The sequence below is a fragment of the Paenibacillus sp. VCA1 genome (genome assembly GCF_031583795.1).
Lineage (GTDB): Bacteria > Bacillota > Bacilli > Paenibacillales > Paenibacillaceae > Paenibacillus_AQ > Paenibacillus_AQ albilobatus.
Map to the genome: position 1 here is coordinate 300,045 of NZ_JAVLSX010000001.1, position 22,998 is coordinate 323,042.

The following is a 22,998-nucleotide window of genomic DNA, read 5'->3' on the forward strand; positions in this document are numbered from 1 at the left end:
CCTTTAAGCGGCACGCATGGCGGCAGGGCAATAAAATAAGGGACGGTCCCTGCGGCTCACGAATCGGCGTTTCTTTTGCCTTGCATCCGATTCAAGGATTCCGCAGGGAGCGTCTATATTTTGTTGCGGTCCGGCGATGCGGATTAGGTTACGCGGGGACAAGTGTGGTTGATCCGATTACCGGCGTCCGCTGGTGCGACCGCCGCTACGTCCGCCGTTACGTCCGCCGCTGCGGTTTCCGGCGGTGCGCCGACCGCTGGTGCGCCGGCCGCTGCTGTTGCGTTTGCTCCGATTTTTGCTGCGGTTGCCCCAGGATTGGCTTCCCCAGTCATAGCTGCCGCCGCTGCGATTGCCGCCAGTGCGATTTTCTCCGGAACGGTTGCCTCCCGACTGTTTGCCTCCTGATTGGTTGCCTCCCGATTTGTTGCCTCCCGATTTGTTGCCTCCCGATTGGTTGTTTCCTTTATTTCCATTGGAGCTGTTGCCTTTGGAGCCGTTATTATTGCTGGAGCTGCCGACCACCGTTACCGATTTGATGTGGAAGATTGGAATGCGCACGACCTCTTCTCCCTTAACGGCCAGCATCAGATAGTTTTGATTGGCGTTGATAATGACACCTTCAAGCTTTTCCGGACCGCCGCGGTTGATTTGCACATGACGGTATTGCAGGGATTGAAGAAGACCGGCGAAGCTGTGGGCATGGATCGGGCGTCCCATATACGATGCACCTCCCGAGCGCGAGCCTTTCGAGCCGGATTGGGTGCCTCCGGACCGGGAGCCTTGGGAGCCCTGCGATGCCGTGATGCTTTTGATGTGCTGCGTGCTGATATACACAATCTTTTTGTCTTTGGACCATACGGCAAGGTAGCTGTTTTGCGCGCTGAGCAGCACACCTTCCACCGAATCGGGCCCGCCGCGATTGACTTTTACGGTCTGGCCGACCAAGCCCATGAATTCGAGACCGGATAAAGACATTTCACATTCCCCTTCCTTAGATGTTTAGGTAGACGAGAAGAGCGTCGATTCGTCCTTCAAGTCTATCTATGCTCTATTTATATGTGTCCTCGTGTTGGAAGGGACTAGCCGAATAAACTAGATTCGCAAAATTGAGTGAATATCCCTCTTCCCGTTTGCTAGAAACCGGGCGGCTCGAAAGCGCAATAATCCTAAACGACCGAGACATTCGCCCTGACGGCATTCGCCGATCCGGCATAGAATGGTGAAAAGCCCGTAAAATAGGCTATCCTTCGTGTTGGAAAGGCGGTTGCAGTATGGGTCTGCCCGTATACCGGATCGTAATCAAGGATAAGGATCTGAAGCAGATGGAGAATAACATATGGTCCGACCGTTTTTTTCCGGCGACGTTGTCGAGTGGAAACGGATCGTCGCAACCCATTCAAATTCGGTACCGCGGGGGCCACACGCGCGAATATCCCAAAAAATCCTATGAAATCCGCACGTCGCGCGCAACATACCATTTTAATGCGGAATATGACGATCCCTCCTTGATCCGTAATGCGCTTTCCTTTCATTTTTTTAATATGATCGGCGTTCCCAGTCCGACCACGCTGCATTGCGTCCTGCAGTTGAACGGAGCGAACCAAGGCGTGTATTTGAGGATCGAAGCGGTAAACCGGACCTTCTTTCGAGTGCGCAAAATCCCGGTCCGGAGCATCATTTACGCCGTTAACGACAATGCCACCTTCGATTTGAACAACGTGAGCACGAATACGCCGAAAACTTCCCTGTTCTCCGGATACCGGTTAATCAAAGGAACGGGAGGGGACCGATTGCGGCTGACGCGCTTTATTCGAAGCATCCATGCCAAACGGGGCAAAGCGCTGGAAAAATATTTGAACGGCAGTCTGCATATGGACAATTATTTGAGATGGCTGAGCGGCGCGGTACTTACAGGCAATTACGACGGGTTTCGGCACAACTATACGATTTTCGAATACCAAAAACGCAAAGCGTACGGTTTTCTGCCATGGGACTACGAGGGCACCTGGGGACGCAACTGTTACGGGAAGGAAGTGGCCTCGAACTTGGTGAGCATTAAAGGCCATAACAAGCTGACGGGGAAGGTGCTGGCCTACAGCGCGAATCGACAGCAATACAAAAGGATTCTCGAGGACATTCTGGCGGGCTCGTTTACCGCTCAGCGATTGATGCCGGTGGTCCGGAAAATGTTCCATCAGATCGAAGAAGACGTCTACCGGGATCCGAAATACAAATGGCCTCTCGGCATGTTCCTGTACGAACCCGACGTTATCCATGCGTACATTGAAAACCGGCGCAGGGACATCCGGCGCGAGCTTCAAAATCTATGAAAAATTTATTTGTAGAATGAAAAAAAGGCATCTGCAGCCGACGTTGGGAAGACGGGCAGATGTCTTTTTTGCTAGCAAGGTTTACATGATTTTTTGGTTTAAATGGCTTAAATAACGCCAGCGAGTAATAAAGAAGTAGATGACCTGAATCGCGAAAAACGACGCGTAGACGGCCAGCGTATGGGAGACGACGGAAAACTCGACGAGCCCTTGAAGCGCGACGAATGCGACGCCGCTGTGAACGAAAGCGACCAGAAGCGGCAGGAAAAACATGAGGACAAGCTGGCGCGTGACGGTTTTTGCCAGCTCCTTCCGGCTCAGCCCCACTTTTGAAATCATCCGGTACTGCTCCTCGTCTCTCGATAAATCGGCATAAAGCCTGAAATAGACGAAGCTTGCGGCAAACGTGAAAAAGACGATTCCAACCAGCCCGCTGACGATGAGCAGCAAGCCGTTTAACTGCTTCGAATGCATCCAATCCAGTACAAGCGCAGAAAAGTTATAGGCGTGTTGTTGCTCGTTTGCTAAATCCGCATCTAGGGCTTTCCTTATTTCTTCGGCAACCGCACGCGTATGATGCCACTCCGGGACGACGAACACGACAACTCGGGTCTTATATTCATCGCCCTTCGCCAGCCGCTCGTAATCCGAATCTGCAATAATCCAAACACTGCCGTAATCCGGAATGACAATATGGGGCAGCGCCTTGACGATGGGCAGTGTCATGGTATGTTCGCCTTTTGTGATCGTAAGCCGATCCGTTTGAAGGCCTTCGAGCCTGTACTTGTCATTTTGCGTAACCGACGACGGAGACGCCAGCGTTTCTCCGCTGCGGAGCGTTTCCCGGGGATAGCCGAGAACTGCGGCAAGACCGTTATAGTCGCTTAGCCGGATCAATGTTTTCCCGTCATCCGAGAATGCTGGAATGTACGAGGCCTTGCGGTAGGCAAAACCTCCTTTTTTCAGCGTTTGCTCGATCAAATGGATATGCTTCTGCTCATATGAAAGGTCATCACCAGGTTCCGGAAAGGAGATATGCGTAAAAGCGTACGGGTTTTTCATCGCCGCCAGACCCGGATCGCCGATGGCAAGAGCCGTCCCGATGCCGGTAAAGGCCGTTGCCGAAATGACCGCCACCATAAAAAACATGACCGCATTATCCTTCATCCGGTAAACCAGCTCGGAAACCGTCAGCAGATTCGTTCGCTTGAACACGAAACGGGGTCTGTTTTTTAAGGCCCTAATGACGTACACGCTGAGCTGGGTGAAGAGAAAATAGGTGCCGATCACGACCAAAACCACGCCGCCAAACAACAGGCTAAACGAATAGATCCGGCGCAGCGCGAACAAAAATACGCAGGCATAGCCCAGCCCGATCAGAAGCACGGCCAGTATGGACAGCGGCACGGATGCTTTGGGTTCGGGTTTCGGTTTGTCCTCGGACTTGATGAGCTCCCCCAGCGTGCCTTTTTTGGTCATGAGCGAGGTGAACGCCGCCACGGCGATAAACAGCGCCAAATAGCCGCCTGCGGTCAGCGCAACCGCTTTTCCCGGCAAATAAAACGGGAGCCCGCGCTCAACCGCCAGCATGGAAGCGCAGATCAGCAGGATCAGCTTGGAGAAAACGACGCCGACGACGATGCCCGTGACGATGGCTGCGACGCCGATCAGGACGTTTTCGGTAAAAAGCATGCGGTTCAGCTGCTTGCGGGACATGCCGAGCAGCAGCAGGATGCCGAATTCCTTTTTGCGGACCTTGACGAAAGAGCTGACGGAATAAAGCAGGAACAGGAAGGAAAACACGAAGACGATAACTTGCGAAATGTGCATTCCTATCGTTGCGAGCAAGCTGAGCGTAGCGCTGTCGGACATGATTTGCCCCTTGAGGTCGGGATGAAACGCCAACATGGCGTACGTAAAAAATATCATGACCGAAAACGAGCTGCTGAGGAAATGGGCGACATAGGTCCGCTTGTTCCGGAAGACGTTGTTAAATGCGAACTGGCGGAAATTCATGTCCGTTCCCTCCCAGCAGCGACAACACGTTGATGATCTTTTGGTAGAAGGCCGTCCGGCTTTCGCCGCAGTAGATCTCGTTATAGAGCTGTCCGTCCTTGATGAAAACGACCCGGCTGCAGTAGCTTGCAGCCACCGGGTCATGCGTGACGAGCAGCATCGTTACCTGGTCCTCGCGGTTTCGCTTCTCCAAAATCTCCATCACTTCGCGCGCCGATTTGGAATCCAGGTTGCCTGTCGGTTCATCGGCTAGCAGCAGCTTGGGTTCGTGGATCAAAGCCCGCGCAATGGCCGTGCGCTGCGCTTGCCCTCCGGAGATTTCATACGTCCGTTTGTCCAGAATGGAATCGATGCCCAGCTTTTCCGCCAGGGCAGCCACCTTTTCGTTCATTTCCGCCAGGCCGGTACCGTCCAGCGTAAGCGGCAGCAAAATATTTTCTTTGACCGTGAGCGTATTCAGCAGATTAAAAGACTGGAACACAAAGCCGAGCTCCCGTCTTCGAAACATGGCCAGCTGATCTTGCGACAGGGCGTAAGGGTCTTCGCCGCCGATCCGGATTTCGCCCGAGGTCGGTTTGTCGATCGTTGCGATCATGTTGAGCAGGGTGGTTTTGCCGCTGCCGGAAGGCCCCATAATCCCCACGAATTCTCCCCGGTTGATCGACAGGTCGATGTTGGAGAGCGCCTCGTACGAGACCATGCCTTTGTATATTTTGCCGAGGTTTCGGACGGATAAAATTTCCATGGCCGTAACTGCTCCTTTCATTGTCCGGACTTCTTGCCGCGTCCTTCGGTTTTCGTACCCCCAGTATACGCCCAGGCCGGGAGTTCTCCTATCGACGCAGCTTTCACGCAGCTTACAACGCTGTAAGAAACGGCGTCCGTCAAGGAGGCGATTCGCGTGGCGTGACTCAGCGGAAACGGATGCGCACCAAGGTGCCCTGTCCCTCGGCCGATTCCAGCTCGATGCCGTGATGCAGCTTATCGATCACTTCCTTGACGATGTACAGCCCCATACCCGTGGATTCCTTGAAACGCCGGCCGTTTTCGCCGGTATAAAAGGGACGGAACACCCGGGGAAGATCCGCCTTCGGAATGCCGACGCCGCGGTCCTTGATTTCCAAAACGACGTCTCGCTGCTCCTTTTTAGCGCTAATGGTCACCTTTTGCCCGCTGCCCGCGGAATATTTGATGGCGTTGTTCAGCAGCTGCTCCAGAATAAAACGCATCCACTTGGCGTCCGTCCGCACGGAAATGCCCTCGTCGATCCGAACTTCCGGATACACATGGCTGCGGATGAAATAACGTCTGTATTCATGCACCGCTTCGCTGACAAGCCGTTTCAGGTCGGCGTCATCCACGCTGAAGTCCTGCTCGAAGGTGCCCAGCCTCGCCGCGTACAGCGCCATTTCGAGCCCTCTCCTCAAGCGGTCAGCCTCCTCCGAAATGCTGCTCATCCGCTCATCCCCTGCATCCTGCGTGATCATTTCGATCACGGACAGTGGGGTTTTCATCTGGTGAATCCATTGATTCAGGAAGGTCATGTACTGCTCGTTTTTCCGTTCCCAGCTTTGCAGCATGTTTTGGTACTGCCGGTATTGGTTTTCCAAGAGCTCGCTCAAGGCGGCGGGAAGCGGAGCGGGTTCATGCCTGTGAACGGACTCCGCGAGGGAAGCGACAGGGCGGGAGAGCCGTGCGTAAAAGCCGCGATGCGTCGCGTAACGAAGTCCGAGGTAACCCGCAAAAACAAACAGTCCCAAAAACAAGGCGTACACGGCGGTAAGCGGATGATCGTATCCGTCGAACCAAAATACCGCGAGCACGGCGAGCAGCTGCACGAGGGTGAAAAAAAGCAAAGGGAGGTGCTCCCTGATAAACAGCTTCATCTACCTTGGCCCCTTTTCGTTCATGTTCAGCCTGTATCCGAGTCCCCGCACCGTTTCGAGCGTTTCTTCCAAACCAAGCTCGGCCAGCCTTTTCCGCACGCGGGTTATATTGACGCTGAGCGTGTTGTCGTCCACAAAGGCGTCGTCCCACAGCTTTTCCAAAATGACCTCGCGGCTGACCACCCGGGGGCTGCGCTCCATCAGCGTTTCCATCAAAATCGTTTCTTTTTTGCTGAGCGCTACGCTTCGGTTGCCGAAATGCAGCTCCATGCGCTCCGGATATAAAACGAGGCCGCCTTGTTCGACCGTGCGCTCCTCGCCTTTTACGGCATAGTCGCCGTACACCCGGCGGAGCTGGCTGCGGATTTTGGCCATGACGATTTCGTAATAAAAAGGTTTGGTAATAAAGTCGTCGGCGCCGTTTTCGAGCGCCATCACCTGGTCCATTTTGCCGTCGCGGGCGGATATGAAAATGATCGGGCAAGTCGATACTTGCCGGATCTGGCGGCACCAAAAATACCCGTCAAAGCTCGGGAGGTTTATATCCAGCAGCACGATGTGCGGGGCATGCAGTCGAAATTGTTCCAGGACCCGGTCGAATTCATGAATAACGATGGCCGTATCCCCGTATTTTTCAATATGGGACTTCAGCAGATCCGCAATTTTTGGGTCGTCCTCAACGATTAGTATTTTATACATAGAGACAGCTCCTTCATCCGTTCGCGGCCCGCGATTGGAAAGTATCTTCCTCAATATTATACACGCTGCCGGGGCTTCACTATAGACGCCGGAAAACGATTGCGGCATATCGAGGAGCGGACCTGCATAATATTAATTTAGAATAATTTTAATTTAATATTGATTTTCATTATCATTGAAGGTACAATAAATGACGTCGAGTTGCTTATTTAGAATTATTCTAATTTAAAATAAATCAAGGAGGTTATGCCAACATGGCCAAACTTACGACAAATCAGGGTGTACCTATCGGTGATAATCAAAACTCCAGAACGGCGGGGCAAAATGGACCTACACTGCTGGAGGATTATCAGCTTCTGGAGAAGCTGGCGCATTTCGACCGGGAGCGCATTCCGGAACGCGTCGTTCATGCCCGCGGGGCGGGAGCGCACGGAGTCTTTAAGGTCGTCAACAGCATGAAGCGGTACACGAAAGCGGCGTTCTTGCAAAAAGAAGGACAGGAAACGCCGGTGTTCGCCCGTTTTTCCACCGTGATCCACGGTTTGCATTCCCCGGAAACGCTGCGCGACCCGCGCGGGTTCGCGGTCAAATTTTACACGGAGGAAGGCAATTATGATTTTGTCGGCAACAACCTGCCGATCTTCTTTATCCGCGATGCGATGAAGTTCCCGGACATGGTGCATGCGTTGAAACCCGACCCCCGCACGAACATTCAAGAAGAGGATCGTTATTGGGACTTTATGTCGCTGACGCCCGAGTCGACGAATATGCTGGTCCATCTGTTCACGGACGAGGGAATTCCGGCCAATTACCGCCAGATGCGCGGCTCGAGCGTGCATGCCTTCAAGTGGATCAACGAATACGGAAACACGGTTTACGTGAAGCTGCGCTGGGTTCCGAAGCAGGGCGTGAAAAACCTGAGCCGCGAGGAAGCGGCGCAAATTCAGGGCAAAGATTTCAACCATGCCACCCGCGATTTGTATGAAGCGATCGAGCGCGGCGACTATCCGGAATGGGATTTGTACGTGCAGGTGCTCGATCCGGCGGATTTGGACAGCTTTGATTTTAATCCTTTGGATTCCACGAAGGACTGGTTCGAGGAGGACGTTCCATACCAGCTGGTAGGGACGATGACGCTGAACCGGAACCCGGAAAACGTGTTTGCGGAAACGGAGTCGGTCGGCTTTAACCCTGGCGTGCTCGTGCCGGGCATCGAACCTTCGGAGGATAAGATGCTGCAGGGGCGGCTGTTCTCTTATTCGGATACCCAGCGCTACCGGATCGGCCCGAACTATCTCCAGCTTCCGATCAACTGCCCGTTTGCGAAGGTAAGCAACAATCAGCGCGACGGGGCGATGCCGTTCAAACAGCAATCGGACCGCATTAATTACGAGCCGAACCGCTACCAGCATACGCCGAAGGAAGATCCGGCTTACCAAGACGTGCCGCAGCCTTTGCAGGGTACCGTATCCCGCCAAAAAATCGACAAGCCGAACGATTTCGGCCAGGCGGGCCAAGTGTTCCGCAAATATTCCCCGGAAGTTCAGGAACAGCTGATCGGCAATTTGGCGGCCGACCTTGCGCCTGTAGCGGAACAGACCAAGCTGCTTGCGATCTGCAACTTCTACCGCGCCGACGAAGAGCTGGGCAAACGCCTCGCGGCCGCGCTGAACGTTGATTTGACGCCGTTTTTGTCCCGTATGTCGTAAGTGAATACAAGGGTTGTCCCAAAAGCCGCGCGGCTTTGGGGCGGCCCTTTTTTTGTTTGGAGCCGGCAAAAGCAAAAGAAAGAAACCGTTCAGGTGCGGCACGGGCCGGGGAGGAACGGTTTTTCTTCCGTATATAAAAAGGGATGTCATGGGTTGGCCGTTTCTTTTGCGGGTTCGGCGACGGCTTTTATCCCCAATTTGTTTTCCAGATACGCCTTGTTCTGAATCACGGAAGGATGGTCGGGCCGATAATGCCTGGCAGCTTCGTTGTGATGATAGGCGATTTGGTGCATGCCAAGCCGGTCGTAGCAAACGCAAAGCTGCAAATGGGGAAGCCAGGTGGAACAGTTTAGGTTTTGCATGCCCCAGCTGTTGGCGGGAGCCGGATTCTCGATGGCCTGCTTATACCAATACACCGCCGCCGAATAATCTCCCGTCTGCAGGAAATGGTAACCCATGCGGCAGCAAAATTCCGGACGGGGCGCTCCGTATTCGAAGGATTTCAGCGTATAAGCCAAAGCCTTGCCCGTATCGCCCAGCTCAAGATAACAATCCGCCAGCTTGCCGCAGGCCGCGATATTGTCCTCGACCCAGCCTTTGCCTTCCTCGAGGAATTTTCGGTAATAGACGGCGGCCAGATCGAAAAGCCGATGGTCTTTAAGCTCGTTGGCGAAATAATAGACGTCCCGCGGCGAAAACGCCTCGCCGTTTGCTTGCCTTTTCATATAAATATTCAGGTTTCGATCGCGGTCCCGGTCGTCGCCGCAATGCGTGACGGCAATGTCGCTGTCGATAATCCGCCCGGCTACTTCGAGATATTCATGAACGGATCCGACCCAGCGGAAGTTGTTGCTTCTTTTGACCAGCCGGTTGCGCCGCAGGCTGGATGTCACATTCCCGTGTTCGTCAAATGCGAGGTTGTATTTCATGGTGACGGAATCGATGTCGGAACTTAACGTTTTTTTCAGCTCAAGCAGTTTTTCAAGGTCCTCTTCCTTAAAAACGTCGTCCGCGTCCAGCCATAGAATATAATCCATCTCCGCTTTGCTGAACGCAAAGTTGCGGGCTGCGGCAAAATCGTCGACCCATTCGAAATCGAAAACGCAGCGGGTGAATTTGCGGGCGATTTGTTTGGTACGGTCGGTCGAACCGGTGTCGACGATGATCATCTGGTCAACCGCCTTTTGAACGGAAGAAAGGCAGCGTTCCAGCGTTTTCTCCTCGTTTTTGACGATCATACACAAGCTGATGCCGATCATGTTTCCACTCCTTTGTATGCGAAGTTTTCAGGATGCTGCAAATTTCACCATTAGGGCAGGACAACGCAAAGACTTGGCAAATGGCACAAAACTATCGAATATATTTCAGTTCCGGGCTGCGGAAAAAACCTTCAAACCGGTTCAGTCATATGTATGACGGAACGTCGGAAAGCAGACCGATCATAGGTATGCTCGGGCTTGAGGTCATGGGATCGACCCTGCAATCAAAAGGGGGATTTTTTGCCGGCGGCGTTCAAGTCATACCATCAACTACCGATGGCTGAAGTCAAAAAACGGCGTTATGCAAAGCATGAAATAGGTTGGAATTTAATACATTTGAACGAGGGGGGTTACAATTTATAAGTCAGGAGAGTAGATATGCACCGTTTCTGGGAAAAGGTCATCAAACCGGTCATGATCGCGGCGCGGCCCGCGCATATCGTCGAAATCGGGTCGCTAACGGGGCTGAATACGTTCAAAATTTTGGACTATTGCCATCATATGGGGAGCAGTTGCACGGTCATAGACCCCGCTCCGCAGTTCGACGTGGAGCTGCTATCGGCATATTACGGGGAAGCCTTCCGGATGATTCATGAGCTCAGTTTGAAGTCCATGCCTGACCTTGAGCCGTACGACATGATTTTAATCGACGGGGATCACAACTGGTACACGGTGTACCATGAATTAAAGCAGGTGGAACGCATGGCCCTGTCGGCAGGGGCCTTTCCCGTCGTGATGCTGCATGACATCGATTGGCCGTACGGGCGGCGGGACATGTACTATTTTCCCGAAAGCATACCGCAGGAATACCGCCAGCCTCACGCCATGCAAGGTTTGGAGCCGGGCAATCCCCTGCTCGTGCCGGGAGGCTTTAATCATATGGTCCACAACGCCGTCCTTGAGCATGGCGAGCGAAACGGGGTGTTGACGGCCGTCGAGGATTTCTTGAAGGAAACGACGTTTGATTTGTCCTGGCATTCCCTCAGATCGAACAACGGCCTCGGGATCCTCCTGCCCACCGATTCGCCGTTTGGCCGCACGATCCCGTTCATTTTGAATACATCGGGGTTGTAAGCATTGATTATTTTAAAAAAACAGGGGGTGCCTATGCCGCTTACTTCGATCGTCATGCTGACCCGCAACGGCCTGAACCTGACGCGCAGGTGCGTCGACAGCGTAAAACTCCATACCGAAGGACCGCTCGAATGGATTGCCGTGGATAACGGCTCCGATGACGGCACGCTGGAATTCTGGCATTCAATGGATAACGTTAAGCTGATTGCGAACGAGGACAACCGGGGCTTTGCCGCCGGAACCAACCAAGGCATGATGGAAGCTTCGGGGGACTATATCCTGCTGTTGAACAACGATACCGTCGTTACGCCGCATTGGCTTTCCAGCTTGTATGCCGCGCTTTTTCGTGATCCGAACATCGGCATCGTGGGACCTGTCTCCAATCATGTGGCTCCGATCCAGAGGGTTCCCTTCGAGGAGTGGCCGGCCCCGGAGAACCTTGAAGCTTACGCAGCGAAACGGCAAAAGGAATGGGCAGGATCCGGTTTTTACGCGCATAAACTGATCGGATTTTGCATGCTTTTCCACCGCAGTTTGCTGGACCGGATCGGCGGTTTTGATGAACGTTTTTTTCCGGGCAATTACGAAGACGACGATTTTTCAATCCGGACCCGGATAAGCGGGAAAAGGCTGTGGGTTGCGCAGGATGTATTTATCCATCACGAAGGGCAGGGAACGTTCGCCTCGAACCGGCTCGACTATAAACGCTCTTCTTTGGCGAATGCCGAAAAATTCCGGGACAAGTGGAGCACCGGATTGTCCGCGCCCGAAATGGACTGCTTGGGCTACAATCCATCCGATATCGTGGCGAGGGAGCCGTTTTTCATTCCTAAAAAACACTTCGTTCCCCTTGGCGGGAGTACCGCTTTCAAAACTAAAATAACCGATCCGACAGAATCGTAGAGCCGGCGCGGTTCCCGATAAGGGAAAGCCGGTTTTTTGCGTTTCCGAGGCGCATTTTCCAGAAAACTGGCGAAGATTTCATGTTAATGAATCAATAGACAATATATACCATGTGGGTTATATTGAAACATATATTATGTTCTGCGCATGACGGGAGGCCATATGCTTTGGAGAAAAAAGTCACGGTTCTGATCAGCTTTATCATCGGATTTATGCTTATGCAGCTGTCATCGGAGGAGCCCTTGTCCCTTTTCAAATCCATTTTCGGGTCTGTGACCAAAATCGAGCCCTATCTCATTTACCTGCTGCAATTTGTCGGATTGATTCTGGTCATCTGGTCGATCCTTTTGACTTTCAACGAGCTGGTCAAGCTGCATAAAAACAAGTCGTAAAAGCAAAGAGCTCTGCCCCTGCGCAGGGCTTTTCTACTTTATTATCAATATTGGGGCTCCCCGCAGAGTACCTGAACCAGCTTCGAAGCCGAGGCCCCACTTTGTGGGGTTGTGTTACTGCTTGCTTCCGGGCAAGAGGATCGGACATCCACACCGAAATTTTTTTTAGCGATGGAAAACATTTCAACCCGTTCTTCCGTCAAATAAGTGTAGCCGTTTTTTACACAAAACCAAGAGGAGGAGAACCGTGAAAAAGCTTTGGGTTATGCTCGTCGCTGTGCTGATGGTCGTTTCTCTGTCCCTGCCGACTGCACAGGTGCAGGCGGCGGCCAAACCGATCAGCGTTTACGTCGACGGGGTGAAATTGAATCCGCTGCAGCCGCCCATGATGATCAAGGGCCGAACGATGCTGCCGATGCGGGCCATTTTCGAGGCGTTTGACGCCAAAATTTTATGGAATCAAAAAACAAGCACGGTCACGGCTTTACGTGACGACATCACGATTGTGCTGAAAATCGGCGCGAAAACAGCTACGGTGAATCAGCAAACCGTGGCACTGGACGTACCTGCGCAAAACTTGAAGGGAACGACCATGGTGCCGGTCCGTTTCGTCAGCGAGACGCTTGGCGCGGAGGTGCTCTGGAATCAGCAGACGCAAACCGTCAACATCATCACATCCGAAACGGCGGTGAACCCCGTTTCCTACGTGACTGCGCGCACGGTCGGCAAAAACGGAGACGGACGCGACTTGGAAGTGAGCTTCCCGAAAGTGCAGCGCGAGACGAACGTCAGCGAATACCGCGTCTTCATCGTCAAATCCTCCAATGCATACGGGTTTACGCTCTCCCAGGCGCTTTCCAACGGGTATTACTCGTCGGTGCGGCCGAACGGAAGCGATCAGGCGATCACGTTGTCCGCGCAATCGCGCGACGTCAACGGTGAGCTGCTGCGGGCCAATCAGCCTTACACCGCCTATGTGCTCACGGTAGCCAAAAAAGGCGCCAGCGCCTTGTCCGGCGTATCCCCTTCCGTAACCTTGTCGACGGCTTCGCCCGTAAATGCGGTTTCCGGCGTCAAAGCGTCGGATGTCAGCGACTACGGCGACGGACGGGATATTTCGGTCAGCTTTAGCCAACCGTCAAATACCGGCAACATTCAGAATTACCGAATCATGGTCGTAAAGACCAAGGATGCAAGCAGCTTCAGCCTGAATGCCGCGAATAACGTGGCAAGCGCAAATTACACGACGGTCAGCAAAACAAATGCCGCCACGATTACGACGACTTTAAGTTCGGGCTCCAGGGATACTTCCGGCGAGTACATTAAAAATGGCGTTTCCTATACCGTTTTCGTGCTTTCCGTAGCAAACGGCAGCAATGAAACGAACCAGCTGTCCGCAGGTTCCGCATCGTTCACGTTGGCTGCAAGCCCGATTTCGGCGCCGGTCATCACCAGCGTGGAAGACGTCAGCAATTACGGTGACGGCCGCGATTTGATGGTTCGGTTCAACCGTTCTTCCGATGAAGCGCGGGTCGGCAGTTATCGGATTTTTGTCGTAAAAGACAGCAAAGCCGGAAACTTCTCGCTGTCCGACGCAAAAAATCTGTCGAGCTCCTATTATACGGAAGTCGGCAAAACAGGTTATAACATCAGCAAGACCTTGTCTTATGGTGCAAGAGATGTGGACGGATCGCTGATCACGTCCGGCGTTGCCTACCGCGTGTTTGTGATGGCGGTGGGAACCGGCAGCTATTACGGCAACTACGCGCTTTCGTCGCCTTCGTATGCCGTCGTGCTGTACGGCAATAACGGCGGCGGTTCCGACGTCTACGCGCCATCGAACGTCAGCGTCAGCGACGTTTCCGATTACGGCGACGGCCGCGATTTGCGCGTATCGTTTACGCGGGCTTCGGATGAAAGCAGCATTTACGGCTACCGGATTTTGGTCGTCAAAGCTGCCGATGCTTATTATTTCGGGTTGTCGGACGCGAATAAAGTCTCCAGCTCCAACTACACGTCCGTAAACAAAACGGGCTACAACATTACGAAGACCCTCGATTCAAATGCCAGAGACGTGGATGGGCAATTGATCCGCAACGGCGTCAATTACCGCGTATTCGTGCTCTCGGTAGGGGCTTACGGAACGAATGCATTATCTTCGTATTCTCCGGCCATTACACTGGCGGGGAATTCGAGCGTGTCTCCGGCGACGAATGTATCCGTCAACGACGTGGCCGATTACGGCGACGGCCGCGATCTGCAGGTTTCGTTTACGCGGGCTGCGGACGAAGGCAACTTGAACGGTTACCGGATCCTGGTTGTGAAGTCTTCGGACGCCAATAATTTCAATTTGTCCAAAGCGAACTCCGTTTCCGGTTCGAATTACACGTCCGTCAACAGAACCGGATATAACATTACTCAAACGCTTCCTGCGGGGGCCAGGGACGTGGACGGACATACGATCCGCACCGGCGTCAGCTACCGCGTGTTTGTGCTCTCGGTAGGGGCCTACGGAACGAATGCGCTGTCCGCTTATTCCCCGGCCATCACCTTGACGGGGAACGCGAGCGTAACGCCGGCGACCAACGTAACGGTCAGCGACGTGGCCGATTACGGCGATGGCCGCGATCTGCAGGTTTCATTTACGCGGGCGAATGAAGAACAAAACATCAGGGAATACCGGATCCTGGTCGTAAAAGAATCGGATGCCAACTACTTCAACCTGACGGATGCCTTGGCCGTATCCGGTCCAAATTATACGTCCGTCAACAAAACCGGCGGCAATATCACCCGTACGCTCGCCGCGGACTCGAAAGACGTCAACGGCCGGTTGATTCAGAGCGGCACCAAGTACAAAGTGTTTGTCCTGTCCGTAGGGTCGGCGGATGCCAATCATGCATTGTCCGCTCCTTCCCAGGCGATCAGCTTGTCGCAAACCTTTACCGTGGGACCGGCCAAAAACGTGGCCGCAAAAGATATCGGGGACGCGGGCAACGGCCGCGATTTGCAGGTGACCTTTACCCGGCCGGATAACGACAATGACGTGGCCCAGTACCGGATCATTGCCGTAAAATCCACGCAGACGGGCAGCTTTAACGAAAAAATCGCAGCAAATCTGAGCTATTTCAAAGCTGTCGAAAACAGCAATAAAGGAAGTTATGAGATCGCCTTGGACGACAATGCCAGGGATTCCGACGGCGATTTGATCCGTAACGGAATCTCCTACAGAATTTATGTCCTGTCCATTGGAAATCACAACAGCTACGCGCTGTCGACCGCTTCCGAAGCGGTCACGCTCGATACGCAGCTTCCGGCTTCACCGGTAAAAGACCTGAGAGCGAACGACGCCGGAGACGAGCATAACGGAAAAGATATGAAGATCTCGTTTACCCGTGCCGATAACGAAGCGAACATCAAAGAGTACCGGATTTTCATCGTACCCGGGTCGAAAGACCTCAACCTTGAAAGCGCGTTGGCGTCGGATCAATTTACAAGAGCTCAGGCGGGAAGTGATTTTAACAAGGCGATGAGCGGCTCGACGAAAGATACGGACAATAATGCTTTGGCCGAAGAAACTCCTTACAAAGTCTACGTCCTGTCCGTGGCCAAATCAGGAAACAGCGTCTTGTCGGAACCTGCGGCGGTCGTGCTGAGGGATACAACGTCCGTTCCGGCGAATATTACGGCCGTCTGGAACAATGGCTCGATTGACGTGACTTTTAAGAAGCCGGCCGATGACAGTCAGGTTCAAAAATACGCCGTCATGCTTGTGCCGGCAGCGTCAAAAGGTTTTGACCTGAAAACCGCTGCAAACAAGAGCGGCTCCGATTCGAACGTTAAGATCGTAAACCTCGACGAGGCTTACGCAGTCACCTTTAAGGCGGAAGACAACGATATTGCGGGAAACAAAATCAGCGACAAAACTTCCTACAATATCTACATTCTTAGCATAGGCGAAAAGAAGAATGTGTTGTCTGACCCGATTCCGGTCACGACCGCGAAAACCGATTCAAAAGCTGCCACGCAAGGGAAAAAACAGCTCAAGCCTTAAGCAGGCATAAAGACGCCGGATCCATCGGATCCGGCGTCTTTATTTTTTGATGAGATGACGACGATAGACCATCCCTAGTAAATTGTCTGTTAAGCTGTCTGCTCGGTCGGGATGGTTAACGTAATTCCGTGGCGGTATTTAATTTTTGGGTTCTTTTTTGGGAGGCGGATGAGCTACAATAGAATGACGTTAACATGGGAGGGAGGGCGCTTCGTCTTCCGCATTACGGAGAAAGCGCCGACCACCATCCTATATGCTGTATCAGGGGATAAGGGGGGAACCGTAACATCTTATGAGTAAATCATTATCAACGATCCCGGGCCAAGACGGTCACGGAGAATCCCTGCCTGCCCGTCCGGGCGCAAGCAGGCTTTGGATGATTATCGTTCTGGGAGCGTTATCCGCTTTTGGACCGTTTTCGCTGGACATGTATTTGCCTTCGCTGCCGCTTTTGGCCGATACGATGCATACCACGACATCGCTGACGCAGCTCAGCTTGACGTCGTGCCTGATCGGGCTGTCGGTCGGGCAGCTGTTCGCCGGGCCGCTGAGCGACGTGCGCGGGCGGCGGCTGCCGCTGTTGATCGGGATGGTCGTGTACGGCTTGTCCTCCTTGTTATGCGCGTTCAGCACGTCCATCGAGATGCTGGTTGCACTGCGTTTTATTCAGGGGATCGCCGGGTCGGCGGGAATCGTCATTTCGCGGGCGATCGTGAGGGATATGTATTCCGGCTCCGAATTAACGAAGTTTTTCTCCATGCTGATGCTGGTGAACGGCGCGGCGCCGATTTTGTCCCCGATCGTGGGAGGCCAGCTGCTTCAGGTCACTTCCTGGCGCGGCGTATTTATCGTGCTGGCGGCGATCGGCGTCGTCATGCTGCTGGCGGTATTATTCGGGCTGCCGGAGACGCTTGCCGCTAGCAGACGGTCCAAAGGCGGCACCGTCAATACGCTTAAAATCTTTGGCGTGCTGCTGAAGGACCGCAAATTTATGGGGCTTGCATTAAGCTCCGGTTTTATTTCGGCCGCCATGTTTGCCTATATCTCCGGATCGCCGTTTGTGCTTCAAAATATTTACGGGGTCAGCCCGCAGGTTTTCAGCCTTATTTTTGCCATGAACGGCGTCGGCATCATTATCGCTGGGCAAATTACGGGAAGATTGGCCGGAAAGATCAGCGAGAAAAAGCTGCTGGTGACCGGGATTACCCTGGCCACCATCGGAGGGATGACCCTGTTGATGATGCTGGCCGTCAAAGCTCCGATCGCCGCGGTTTTGCCGCCGCTATTTATCGTCGTTTCATGCGTCGGCATTGTGGGCACGGCCGGATCGTCGCTGGCTTTGCAGGATTACGGCCACGCGGCGGGCAGCGCCTCGGCGCTGTTAGGGCTTCTGTCGTACATTTAGGGATCGTCAGCCCCTTGGTCGGTCTGGGCGGCAGCGCGTCGGCTCTGCCGATGGGCTTCGTCATCGCCGGGGCGGATGTGTGTTCCGTCTTGTGTTACCTGCTGCTTGTCCGCGGCTCGATTCAGCGGACGAAAGCAGCAGAGGTTTCGAACATGCATAACAAGGGGATGTAATCAAAAAGAGACTGCCGCGGCAGTCTCTTTTTGTTGCTCCGGATGGAAGTATGGACCGATCTTTTAGCTCCGGAGCTGCTCATGCAATCAGATATTTAGATGTTTAAACACCGGCCTCCGAGGCTTTGAAAAACTGCGGCAAATATTCCTTGTTCGCTTCCAGCATTTCGTCCAGCATCTTGATGGCGACTTCCACCGAAGGCACCAGCGGATGATGGGCCAGCGCCTGGATGGCCAAGCCGCGGTCGCCCGTTACGGCCGCGTCGATGGCCAGGCGTTCGTACGTTTTGACCGCATGGATCAAACCGACGGCCATCGGCGGGATTTTGGTTAACGGCAGCGGCAGCGGGCCGTTTTTGGTAACGACGCAGTTTACTTCGATGCTGGCATCGTCCGGCAGGAAGCCGATGATGCCCTGATTGGCGACGTTCAGCGTTTGGATGTCGTTTTTGCCGTTGTATAACGAGCACATCAGGTTGACGGCCGCTTCGGAATAAAACGCCCCGCCGCGCTGTTCCAGCTGCTTCGGCTTCTCTTTCAGCTCCGGATCGTTGTAAAGCTCGAACAGCTCTTCTTCGACGCGTTTTACGACCTCGGCGCGATTTTCGCCTTTTTGAAGGGATTCCAGCTGCTCTTCAAGCATGGCGTCGGTCATGTAGAAATATTTCAAGTAATAGGAAGGCAGGGCGCGCAAAGATTGCAGGAATTCGGGATTCCATTCTCTCGCGGGAACGTTATTGGCGCTGTAGCCGGCCGTATCGGCCAGCAGCTCATCGAGCTTGTCTTCGCCGTTCACGTCGACGCGCGAAACCCAGTGAAGATGGTTCAGACCGACGAATTCGGCATAAACCCGATCCGTTGCGACGCCGTATTTGGCTGCGGTCCGCTTGATCAACCCGATCGGCGCATTGCACAAACCGACGCTGCGCACGTTCGTGTATTTCAGGATGGCTTCCGTCACCATGCCGGCCGGGTTCGTAAAGTTCAGCAGCCAGGCATTCGGAGACAGCTCCTCGATGTCGCGGCATATGTCGAGCAGGACCGGAATCGTCCGCAGCGCCTTCATCATGCCTCCGGGACCGGTCGTTTCCTGGCCGATCACTCCGTATTTGAGCGGGATGGACTCGTCGCGGCCGCGCGCCTCGAGCATGCCCACGCGCATTTGGGTGCTGACGAAATCCGCTCCGGAAATCGCCTCGCGGCGGTCCAACGTCAAATGCACTTCGATCGGAAGGCCGGATTTCTCGACCATGCGTTTCGCCAGGTTGCCGACGATGTTCAGCTTCCGCTGTCCCGGCTCGATATCCACGAGCCATAATTCGCGTACGGGAAGCTCGTCGTAGTGCTGGATGAAACCTTCGACAAGCTCCGGGGTATAAGAAGATCCGCCGCCGATGACGGCAATTTTCAGTCCTTGTTCAGTGGCCATATCTGCACGCTCCTTTTTATGAATGAAATAAATGCCGATTTGAATTCGCAGTTCGGCACATAATGAACGCCAAATCTATAGTTTTGCCCGGGTCTAGTTATCCGACGATCTTGTCGTTAACGGGATATGCTCAAAATCGCGAAAGGTCCGCATTTGTTCATAAGCTTCCCGGTTAACCGCCAGTCCGTCCGCCTCCATGGCCGACCATACCGCTCCGACGACAGGCTCCGTGGACAACGTGACGACCGTCGCGTTCGGAGCGGCGGCGGCTACGGCCTGCTCGATTTTGCCTCTTATCCAGCCGCGGTCACCCCTTGTTAGCAGACTTCCGGCCAGAACGACGTCAAACACGTCGTTTTCCATTCCCAGTCTGCGGATCACCGCCGCGGCGGATTTGCCGAGCTCGATCCCTTGACGGGACAAAATCTCCAAGGCCACGGCGTCGTTGTCCGCCGCGGCTTCGAACAGCAGCTTGGCTGCATGGACGGGCACGTGTTTCCCGTGATCCTGAAAATCATCGAACATATCGCCGACGCTGTCATATCCCAGGAAGCCCAGCAGCAGCGGGGTCAATTTCGTCGGCTGCTCGCGGCCGTCCCAAGCACGGATCACCGAACGGAACACTTCGATGTTCAGCGAGCCGCCGCCGCCGAAATCGCCGTACATATAGTCGAAGCCTCCGACTTGGACGTGCTCGCCCGCCGGGTTTCGCCCCGCGGCATTGGTTCCGGTGCCGCAGATCAGCGCAACGCCGTAAGGGCGGTTGGTGCCGGCCCGAAGGCCGATCATCGTATCGCAATTAATGGAATAGTTCCGGGTAAAGCCGATTTCCTGAACCAGCGGGTGCAAAATCCGGTAATCCGGTTCGCGGTCCGCGCCTGCAAGCCCGAAGTAGGCGTGAGCCAGCTGCCGCACCTCCAGGCCGGCTTCGCCGAGCGCGCTTTCGGCGGCTTCGCGGATGCTCTGCGCGGCAAGGCCGCGGTCAATCTGATGATTGCCGTTGCCGCCGACGCCTTTGCCCAGCACGTTGCCGCGGTCATCGGTCAGCAGGGCGTATGTTTTGGTGCCTCCCCCATCGATTCCCAAGTAGTAAGCCAATGGTCGTCACTCCTATTGATTTGTCGTTGCGGCGGTTGATTCCCTGATAATGAGTTCGGGATTGATTTTGACGCTCGACCCGCGTTTCATCGTGCCGTCCATCCGCTTGAGCAGCATATCCGCGGCGGCCAGGCCGATCCGGTCGGCAGGCTGGCGGACGGTCGTTAAATGCGGATGAAGCTGCGAGGAGATTTGCTGGTCGTCATAACCGACGACGGCCACCTGGTCGGGTACGCGGATGCCTTCCTCCATCAAGGCGTTGACGACGCCCAGCGCAATATTGTCGTCGCCGGCAAAAACGGCGGAAGGAAGCGTTCCTTCGCGGATCCATCTGCGGCACGTTTCGTAACCAAAAGCGATTTCGAATTCGCCCGTTACCATCTCGAACGGTGCGAGCCCTTTCTCTTCAAGCGCCTGCAGGAAACCGCTCCGGCGTTCTTTCGTACTGCGGAACATCTCTTGTCCGCTAAGATGGGCGATCCGGGTATGCCCGAGATCGATCAAATGTTTGGCAGCGTCGTATCCGCCTTTATAGTTGTCGATCGTTACGGAAAACGCATCGTTTTCGGGCTTTTGGTTGTCGATCAGCACGTAAGGAATGTTGCGGCGCTTCAGCTCCACGATGTAGTTGTCCTCTTCCATCGGCGACAGCAGGATCAGGCCGTCGACGCGGTCCTCCTGAATCAGGTAATGATGTTCGTCGGAGTCGATTCCCGTTGAGACCGACACCGCAAGAAAATAACCGTGCAGCGCAAGCACCTCGTTCAGCTCCTTGACGACGGCGTCGAAGAAGGAGTCCTGGAGCGTGGTGACGATCAGGCCGACGATGCCCGTTTTGCCGCGGGCAAGGCTGCGCGCTGCGGCGTTCGGGCGATAGTCAAGCTCCTTGATCGCGTCAAGCACCTTTTGTCTGTTTTTCTCGCGCACCGATTCGGCGCCGTTTAATACCCTGGATACCGTCACAACCGACAATCCTGATTTTTTGGCAACATCAAATATACTAACCTTCATCGTTTTTATTCTCCTTGCGGCAGATTTTCCGTACATTTTATATCAGCTTAACATTAGTATACATGGACGAAAGGCCGCCGCGAAGCGAAATTAACAGATGCACCGTCCCGGTTTCGGGACGGCACGCCTTATTTATTTGCGTTTGATGATTTCCGTCACTTTTTTCTGCACCGTCGGCATGACTTCTTCTACGGTTTTGTGCCCGGTGTCGAGCGGCTGCATCTCGTTGATGAACATGTCGTTGATTTGCGAATAGTTGGTGATCAGATGGTTGTAGGATTCAAAGCCGTATTTCACCGCGCCTTCGTACACCTTTTTCACGTCTGCCGGGTCGACGCCGTCAAAATGCTTGTAATACGTTTCGGCCGCTTTCGTATTGACCGGCGGGTTGCCTCCGCTGAGGTCGATGGATTTTTCCTGGACTTCGTCGCTGACCAAATATTTGATCCATTCAAAAGCTTCCTTCGGATGTTTGGAGCCCTTCAGAATAAACAACGGATCGACGAACAGGACGCTGCGCACTTTGTCGTTGCCGCCCGCCGGCACGGCCGCTACGCCGACCTTGAACGGGAAGTCGTTTGCGCCTGCCAGGTTCCATGAACCGCCGATGCTCATTCCAAGCTTGCCGGTGACGAACGCATCGCCGTTTTGGCCGGCTACGCTTTTGCTCCATTCGGTTGTCGGGGAAACCTTGTCTTTGAAAATCAAATCGTACAGCTTTTTATAAGCCGCGATGACATCCGGAGAGTCAAAGCGGGTTTCGGACGGCACGCCGCCGTTGGTCCAGGTATCCTGGGAGTAAGGCTCCACGCCGAAATACAGCGGGCGCATGTCGCGTTCGGACCAGGTGAAGTCGACGCCGTATTGCGTTTTGGCGATATCGTCGGAGACGTGGGTCAATTTTTTCGCGTCTTCGACCATTTTGTCGAACGTCCAGCTTTTGTCTTCGTAATCGCTTGGCGGATAAGGCAGGTTGGCTGCATCGAACATGTCCTTGTTGTACAGCATCAGCGTGACGTACATGTTGACCGGAATGCCGTACACGTGGTCTTTAATGGTATAAATTTTCATGAGGTCTTCCGGAATGCTGTAGTCCGATGCTTTGAACCCGTCTTCTTTGATGATGTCGTTCAGGTCGAGCAGCATGTCTTTGTTGTAATACTCCGCGAAGCCGCCGTAGCCGTAATGGCTCGTCACGTCGGGCGATTTGCCGCCGGCGATCATCGTCTGCAGCTTGCTGTCGAACTGCTCGTAAGGCGCCTTTTCCACTCTGACCTTGATGTTCGGATGTTTGGCTTCAAAGTCCGGAATGAGCTTTTCGATAAATGTACGGTCTTCCGAATCGATGGTGTAATGCGTAATGGTCACCTGCTCGCCGGAAGAAGCGTTTTTGCCGGTATCCCCATCGCCCGCGGGAGCGACGTCGACCGCCGATTTGCCGCCGCCGCATCCGGACAACATGAGTGCGAGAAGCGTGGTGCTCGCCAGCAGCAGCGTAAACGTCTTTTTAATCCTTTTCCTTTTCATGAACGGTATCCCCCATCTTATTCAAGAGTCGTTGCC

The 22,998-nt window shown here is 54.0% G+C and carries 16 protein-coding genes and 1 pseudogene; 7 read left to right on the forward strand and 10 right to left on the reverse strand.

Going from position 1 to position 22,998, the window contains the following annotated elements:
• Positions 1–177: 177 nt before the first annotated feature.
• A complete protein-coding gene (locus tag RJP21_RS01275; RefSeq protein WP_310857756.1) occupies positions 178–975 on the reverse strand; it encodes a hypothetical protein in 798 nt (265 codons plus the stop codon).
• Between the two features lie 296 nt (positions 976–1,271).
• Here RJP21_RS01275 and RJP21_RS01280 point away from each other — a divergent pair, with 296 nt between their 5' ends.
• On the forward strand, positions 1,272–2,330 hold the full coding sequence (locus RJP21_RS01280) for a CotH kinase family protein (RefSeq protein WP_310857757.1): 1,059 nt from the start codon (positions 1,272–1,274) through the stop codon (positions 2,328–2,330).
• Between the two features lie 81 nt (positions 2,331–2,411).
• Here RJP21_RS01280 and RJP21_RS01285 read toward each other — a convergent pair whose 3' ends face one another.
• The 4 genes from RJP21_RS01285 to RJP21_RS01300 all read right to left on the reverse strand — a co-directional run bounded on the left by RJP21_RS01285 (position 2,412) and on the right by RJP21_RS01300 (position 6,931).
• A complete protein-coding gene (locus RJP21_RS01285; protein WP_310857758.1) occupies positions 2,412–4,346 on the reverse strand; it encodes an ABC transporter permease in 1,935 nt (644 codons plus the stop codon).
• Entirely contained in the window at positions 4,321–5,091 is a 771-nt protein-coding gene (locus RJP21_RS01290; RefSeq protein ID WP_310857759.1) for an ABC transporter ATP-binding protein, read from the reverse strand. Before RJP21_RS01290 ends, RJP21_RS01285 begins: the two co-directional genes overlap by 26 nt.
• A gap of 166 nt (positions 5,092–5,257) precedes the next feature.
• Complete coding sequence (locus RJP21_RS01295) at positions 5,258–6,232, reverse strand: sensor histidine kinase (RefSeq protein ID WP_310857760.1); 975 nt, start codon at positions 6,230–6,232, stop codon at positions 5,258–5,260.
• Positions 6,233–6,931: a response regulator transcription factor gene (locus RJP21_RS01300; protein WP_310857761.1), complete on the reverse strand. Its 699-nt coding sequence runs from the start codon at positions 6,929–6,931 to the stop codon at positions 6,233–6,235.
• 254 nt (positions 6,932–7,185) lie between these two features.
• Between RJP21_RS01300 and RJP21_RS01305 the strand changes: the two genes are divergently transcribed.
• Positions 7,186–8,640, forward strand: a complete 1,455-nt coding sequence (locus tag RJP21_RS01305) for a catalase (RefSeq protein ID WP_310857762.1) — start codon at positions 7,186–7,188, stop codon at positions 8,638–8,640.
• A 146-nt stretch (positions 8,641–8,786) separates the two neighbouring features.
• Here RJP21_RS01305 and RJP21_RS01310 read toward each other — a convergent pair whose 3' ends face one another.
• Positions 8,787–9,899, reverse strand: a complete 1,113-nt coding sequence (locus RJP21_RS01310) for a tetratricopeptide repeat-containing glycosyltransferase family 2 protein (RefSeq protein ID WP_310857763.1) — start codon at positions 9,897–9,899, stop codon at positions 8,787–8,789.
• Between the two features lie 378 nt (positions 9,900–10,277).
• Between RJP21_RS01310 and RJP21_RS01315 the strand changes: the two genes are divergently transcribed.
• The 5 genes and pseudogenes from RJP21_RS01315 (at position 10,278) to RJP21_RS01335 (ending at position 17,897) form a co-directional block, all read left to right on the forward strand.
• Positions 10,278–10,973, forward strand: a complete 696-nt coding sequence (locus RJP21_RS01315; RefSeq protein WP_310857764.1) for a class I SAM-dependent methyltransferase — start codon at positions 10,278–10,280, stop codon at positions 10,971–10,973.
• A gap of 33 nt (positions 10,974–11,006) precedes the next feature.
• Entirely contained in the window at positions 11,007–11,876 is an 870-nt protein-coding gene (locus RJP21_RS01320) for a glycosyltransferase family 2 protein (protein WP_310857765.1), read from the forward strand.
• Between the two features lie 167 nt (positions 11,877–12,043).
• The gene (locus tag RJP21_RS01325) at positions 12,044–12,268 is read left to right on the forward strand and encodes a hypothetical protein (RefSeq protein ID WP_310857766.1); all 225 of its coding nucleotides are present in this window, start codon (positions 12,044–12,046) and stop codon (positions 12,266–12,268) included.
• A gap of 247 nt (positions 12,269–12,515) precedes the next feature.
• Positions 12,516–16,319 (forward strand): copper amine oxidase N-terminal domain-containing protein, encoded by a 3,804-nt coding sequence (locus RJP21_RS01330; RefSeq protein ID WP_310857767.1) that lies wholly within the window; start codon positions 12,516–12,518, stop codon positions 16,317–16,319.
• Between the two features lie 376 nt (positions 16,320–16,695).
• Positions 16,696–17,897, forward strand: a pseudogene (locus RJP21_RS01335) (multidrug effflux MFS transporter).
• Between the two features lie 103 nt (positions 17,898–18,000).
• On the opposite strand, the gene RJP21_RS01340 reads toward RJP21_RS01335, so the two are convergent.
• The 4 genes from RJP21_RS01340 to RJP21_RS01355 form a co-directional block, all read right to left on the reverse strand.
• Positions 18,001–19,326 (reverse strand): 6-phospho-beta-glucosidase, encoded by a 1,326-nt coding sequence (locus RJP21_RS01340; RefSeq protein WP_310857768.1) that lies wholly within the window; start codon positions 19,324–19,326, stop codon positions 18,001–18,003.
• 93 nt (positions 19,327–19,419) lie between these two features.
• Positions 19,420–20,424 (reverse strand): N-acetylglucosamine kinase, encoded by a 1,005-nt coding sequence (locus RJP21_RS01345; protein ID WP_310857769.1) that lies wholly within the window; start codon positions 20,422–20,424, stop codon positions 19,420–19,422.
• Between the two features lie 12 nt (positions 20,425–20,436).
• Positions 20,437–21,435: a LacI family DNA-binding transcriptional regulator gene (locus RJP21_RS01350; protein WP_160039321.1), complete on the reverse strand. Its 999-nt coding sequence runs from the start codon at positions 21,433–21,435 to the stop codon at positions 20,437–20,439.
• 132 nt (positions 21,436–21,567) lie between these two features.
• Positions 21,568–22,962: an ABC transporter substrate-binding protein gene (locus RJP21_RS01355; protein WP_160039319.1), complete on the reverse strand. Its 1,395-nt coding sequence runs from the start codon at positions 22,960–22,962 to the stop codon at positions 21,568–21,570.
• Positions 22,963–22,998 lie beyond the last annotated feature (36 nt).

Bases quoted from the DNA above. Each gene is read 5' to 3' on its own strand.
- RJP21_RS01280 (WP_310857757.1), top strand. From the start codon at position 1,272: ATGGGTCTGCCCGTATACCGGATCGTAATCAAGGATAAGGATCTGAAG.
- RJP21_RS01320 (WP_310857765.1), top strand. From the start codon at position 11,007: ATGCCGCTTACTTCGATCGTCATGCTGACCCGCAACGGCCTGAACCTG.
- RJP21_RS01275 (WP_310857756.1), bottom strand. From the start codon at position 975: ATGTCTTTATCCGGTCTCGAATTCATGGGCTTGGTCGGCCAGACCGTA.
- RJP21_RS01340 (WP_310857768.1), bottom strand. From the start codon at position 19,326: ATGGCCACTGAACAAGGACTGAAAATTGCCGTCATCGGCGGCGGATCT.
- RJP21_RS01305 (WP_310857762.1), top strand. From the start codon at position 7,186: ATGGCCAAACTTACGACAAATCAGGGTGTACCTATCGGTGATAATCAA.
- RJP21_RS01285 (WP_310857758.1), bottom strand. From the start codon at position 4,346: ATGAATTTCCGCCAGTTCGCATTTAACAACGTCTTCCGGAACAAGCGG.
- RJP21_RS01295 (WP_310857760.1), bottom strand. From the start codon at position 6,232: ATGAAGCTGTTTATCAGGGAGCACCTCCCTTTGCTTTTTTTCACCCTC.
- RJP21_RS01350 (WP_160039321.1), bottom strand. From the start codon at position 21,435: ATGAAGGTTAGTATATTTGATGTTGCCAAAAAATCAGGATTGTCGGTT.
- RJP21_RS01290 (WP_310857759.1), bottom strand. From the start codon at position 5,091: ATGGAAATTTTATCCGTCCGAAACCTCGGCAAAATATACAAAGGCATG.
- RJP21_RS01355 (WP_160039319.1), bottom strand. From the start codon at position 22,962: ATGAAAAGGAAAAGGATTAAAAAGACGTTTACGCTGCTGCTGGCGAGC.
- RJP21_RS01315 (WP_310857764.1), top strand. From the start codon at position 10,278: ATGCACCGTTTCTGGGAAAAGGTCATCAAACCGGTCATGATCGCGGCG.
- RJP21_RS01300 (WP_310857761.1), bottom strand. From the start codon at position 6,931: ATGTATAAAATACTAATCGTTGAGGACGACCCAAAAATTGCGGATCTG.
- RJP21_RS01310 (WP_310857763.1), bottom strand. From the start codon at position 9,899: ATGATCGGCATCAGCTTGTGTATGATCGTCAAAAACGAGGAGAAAACG.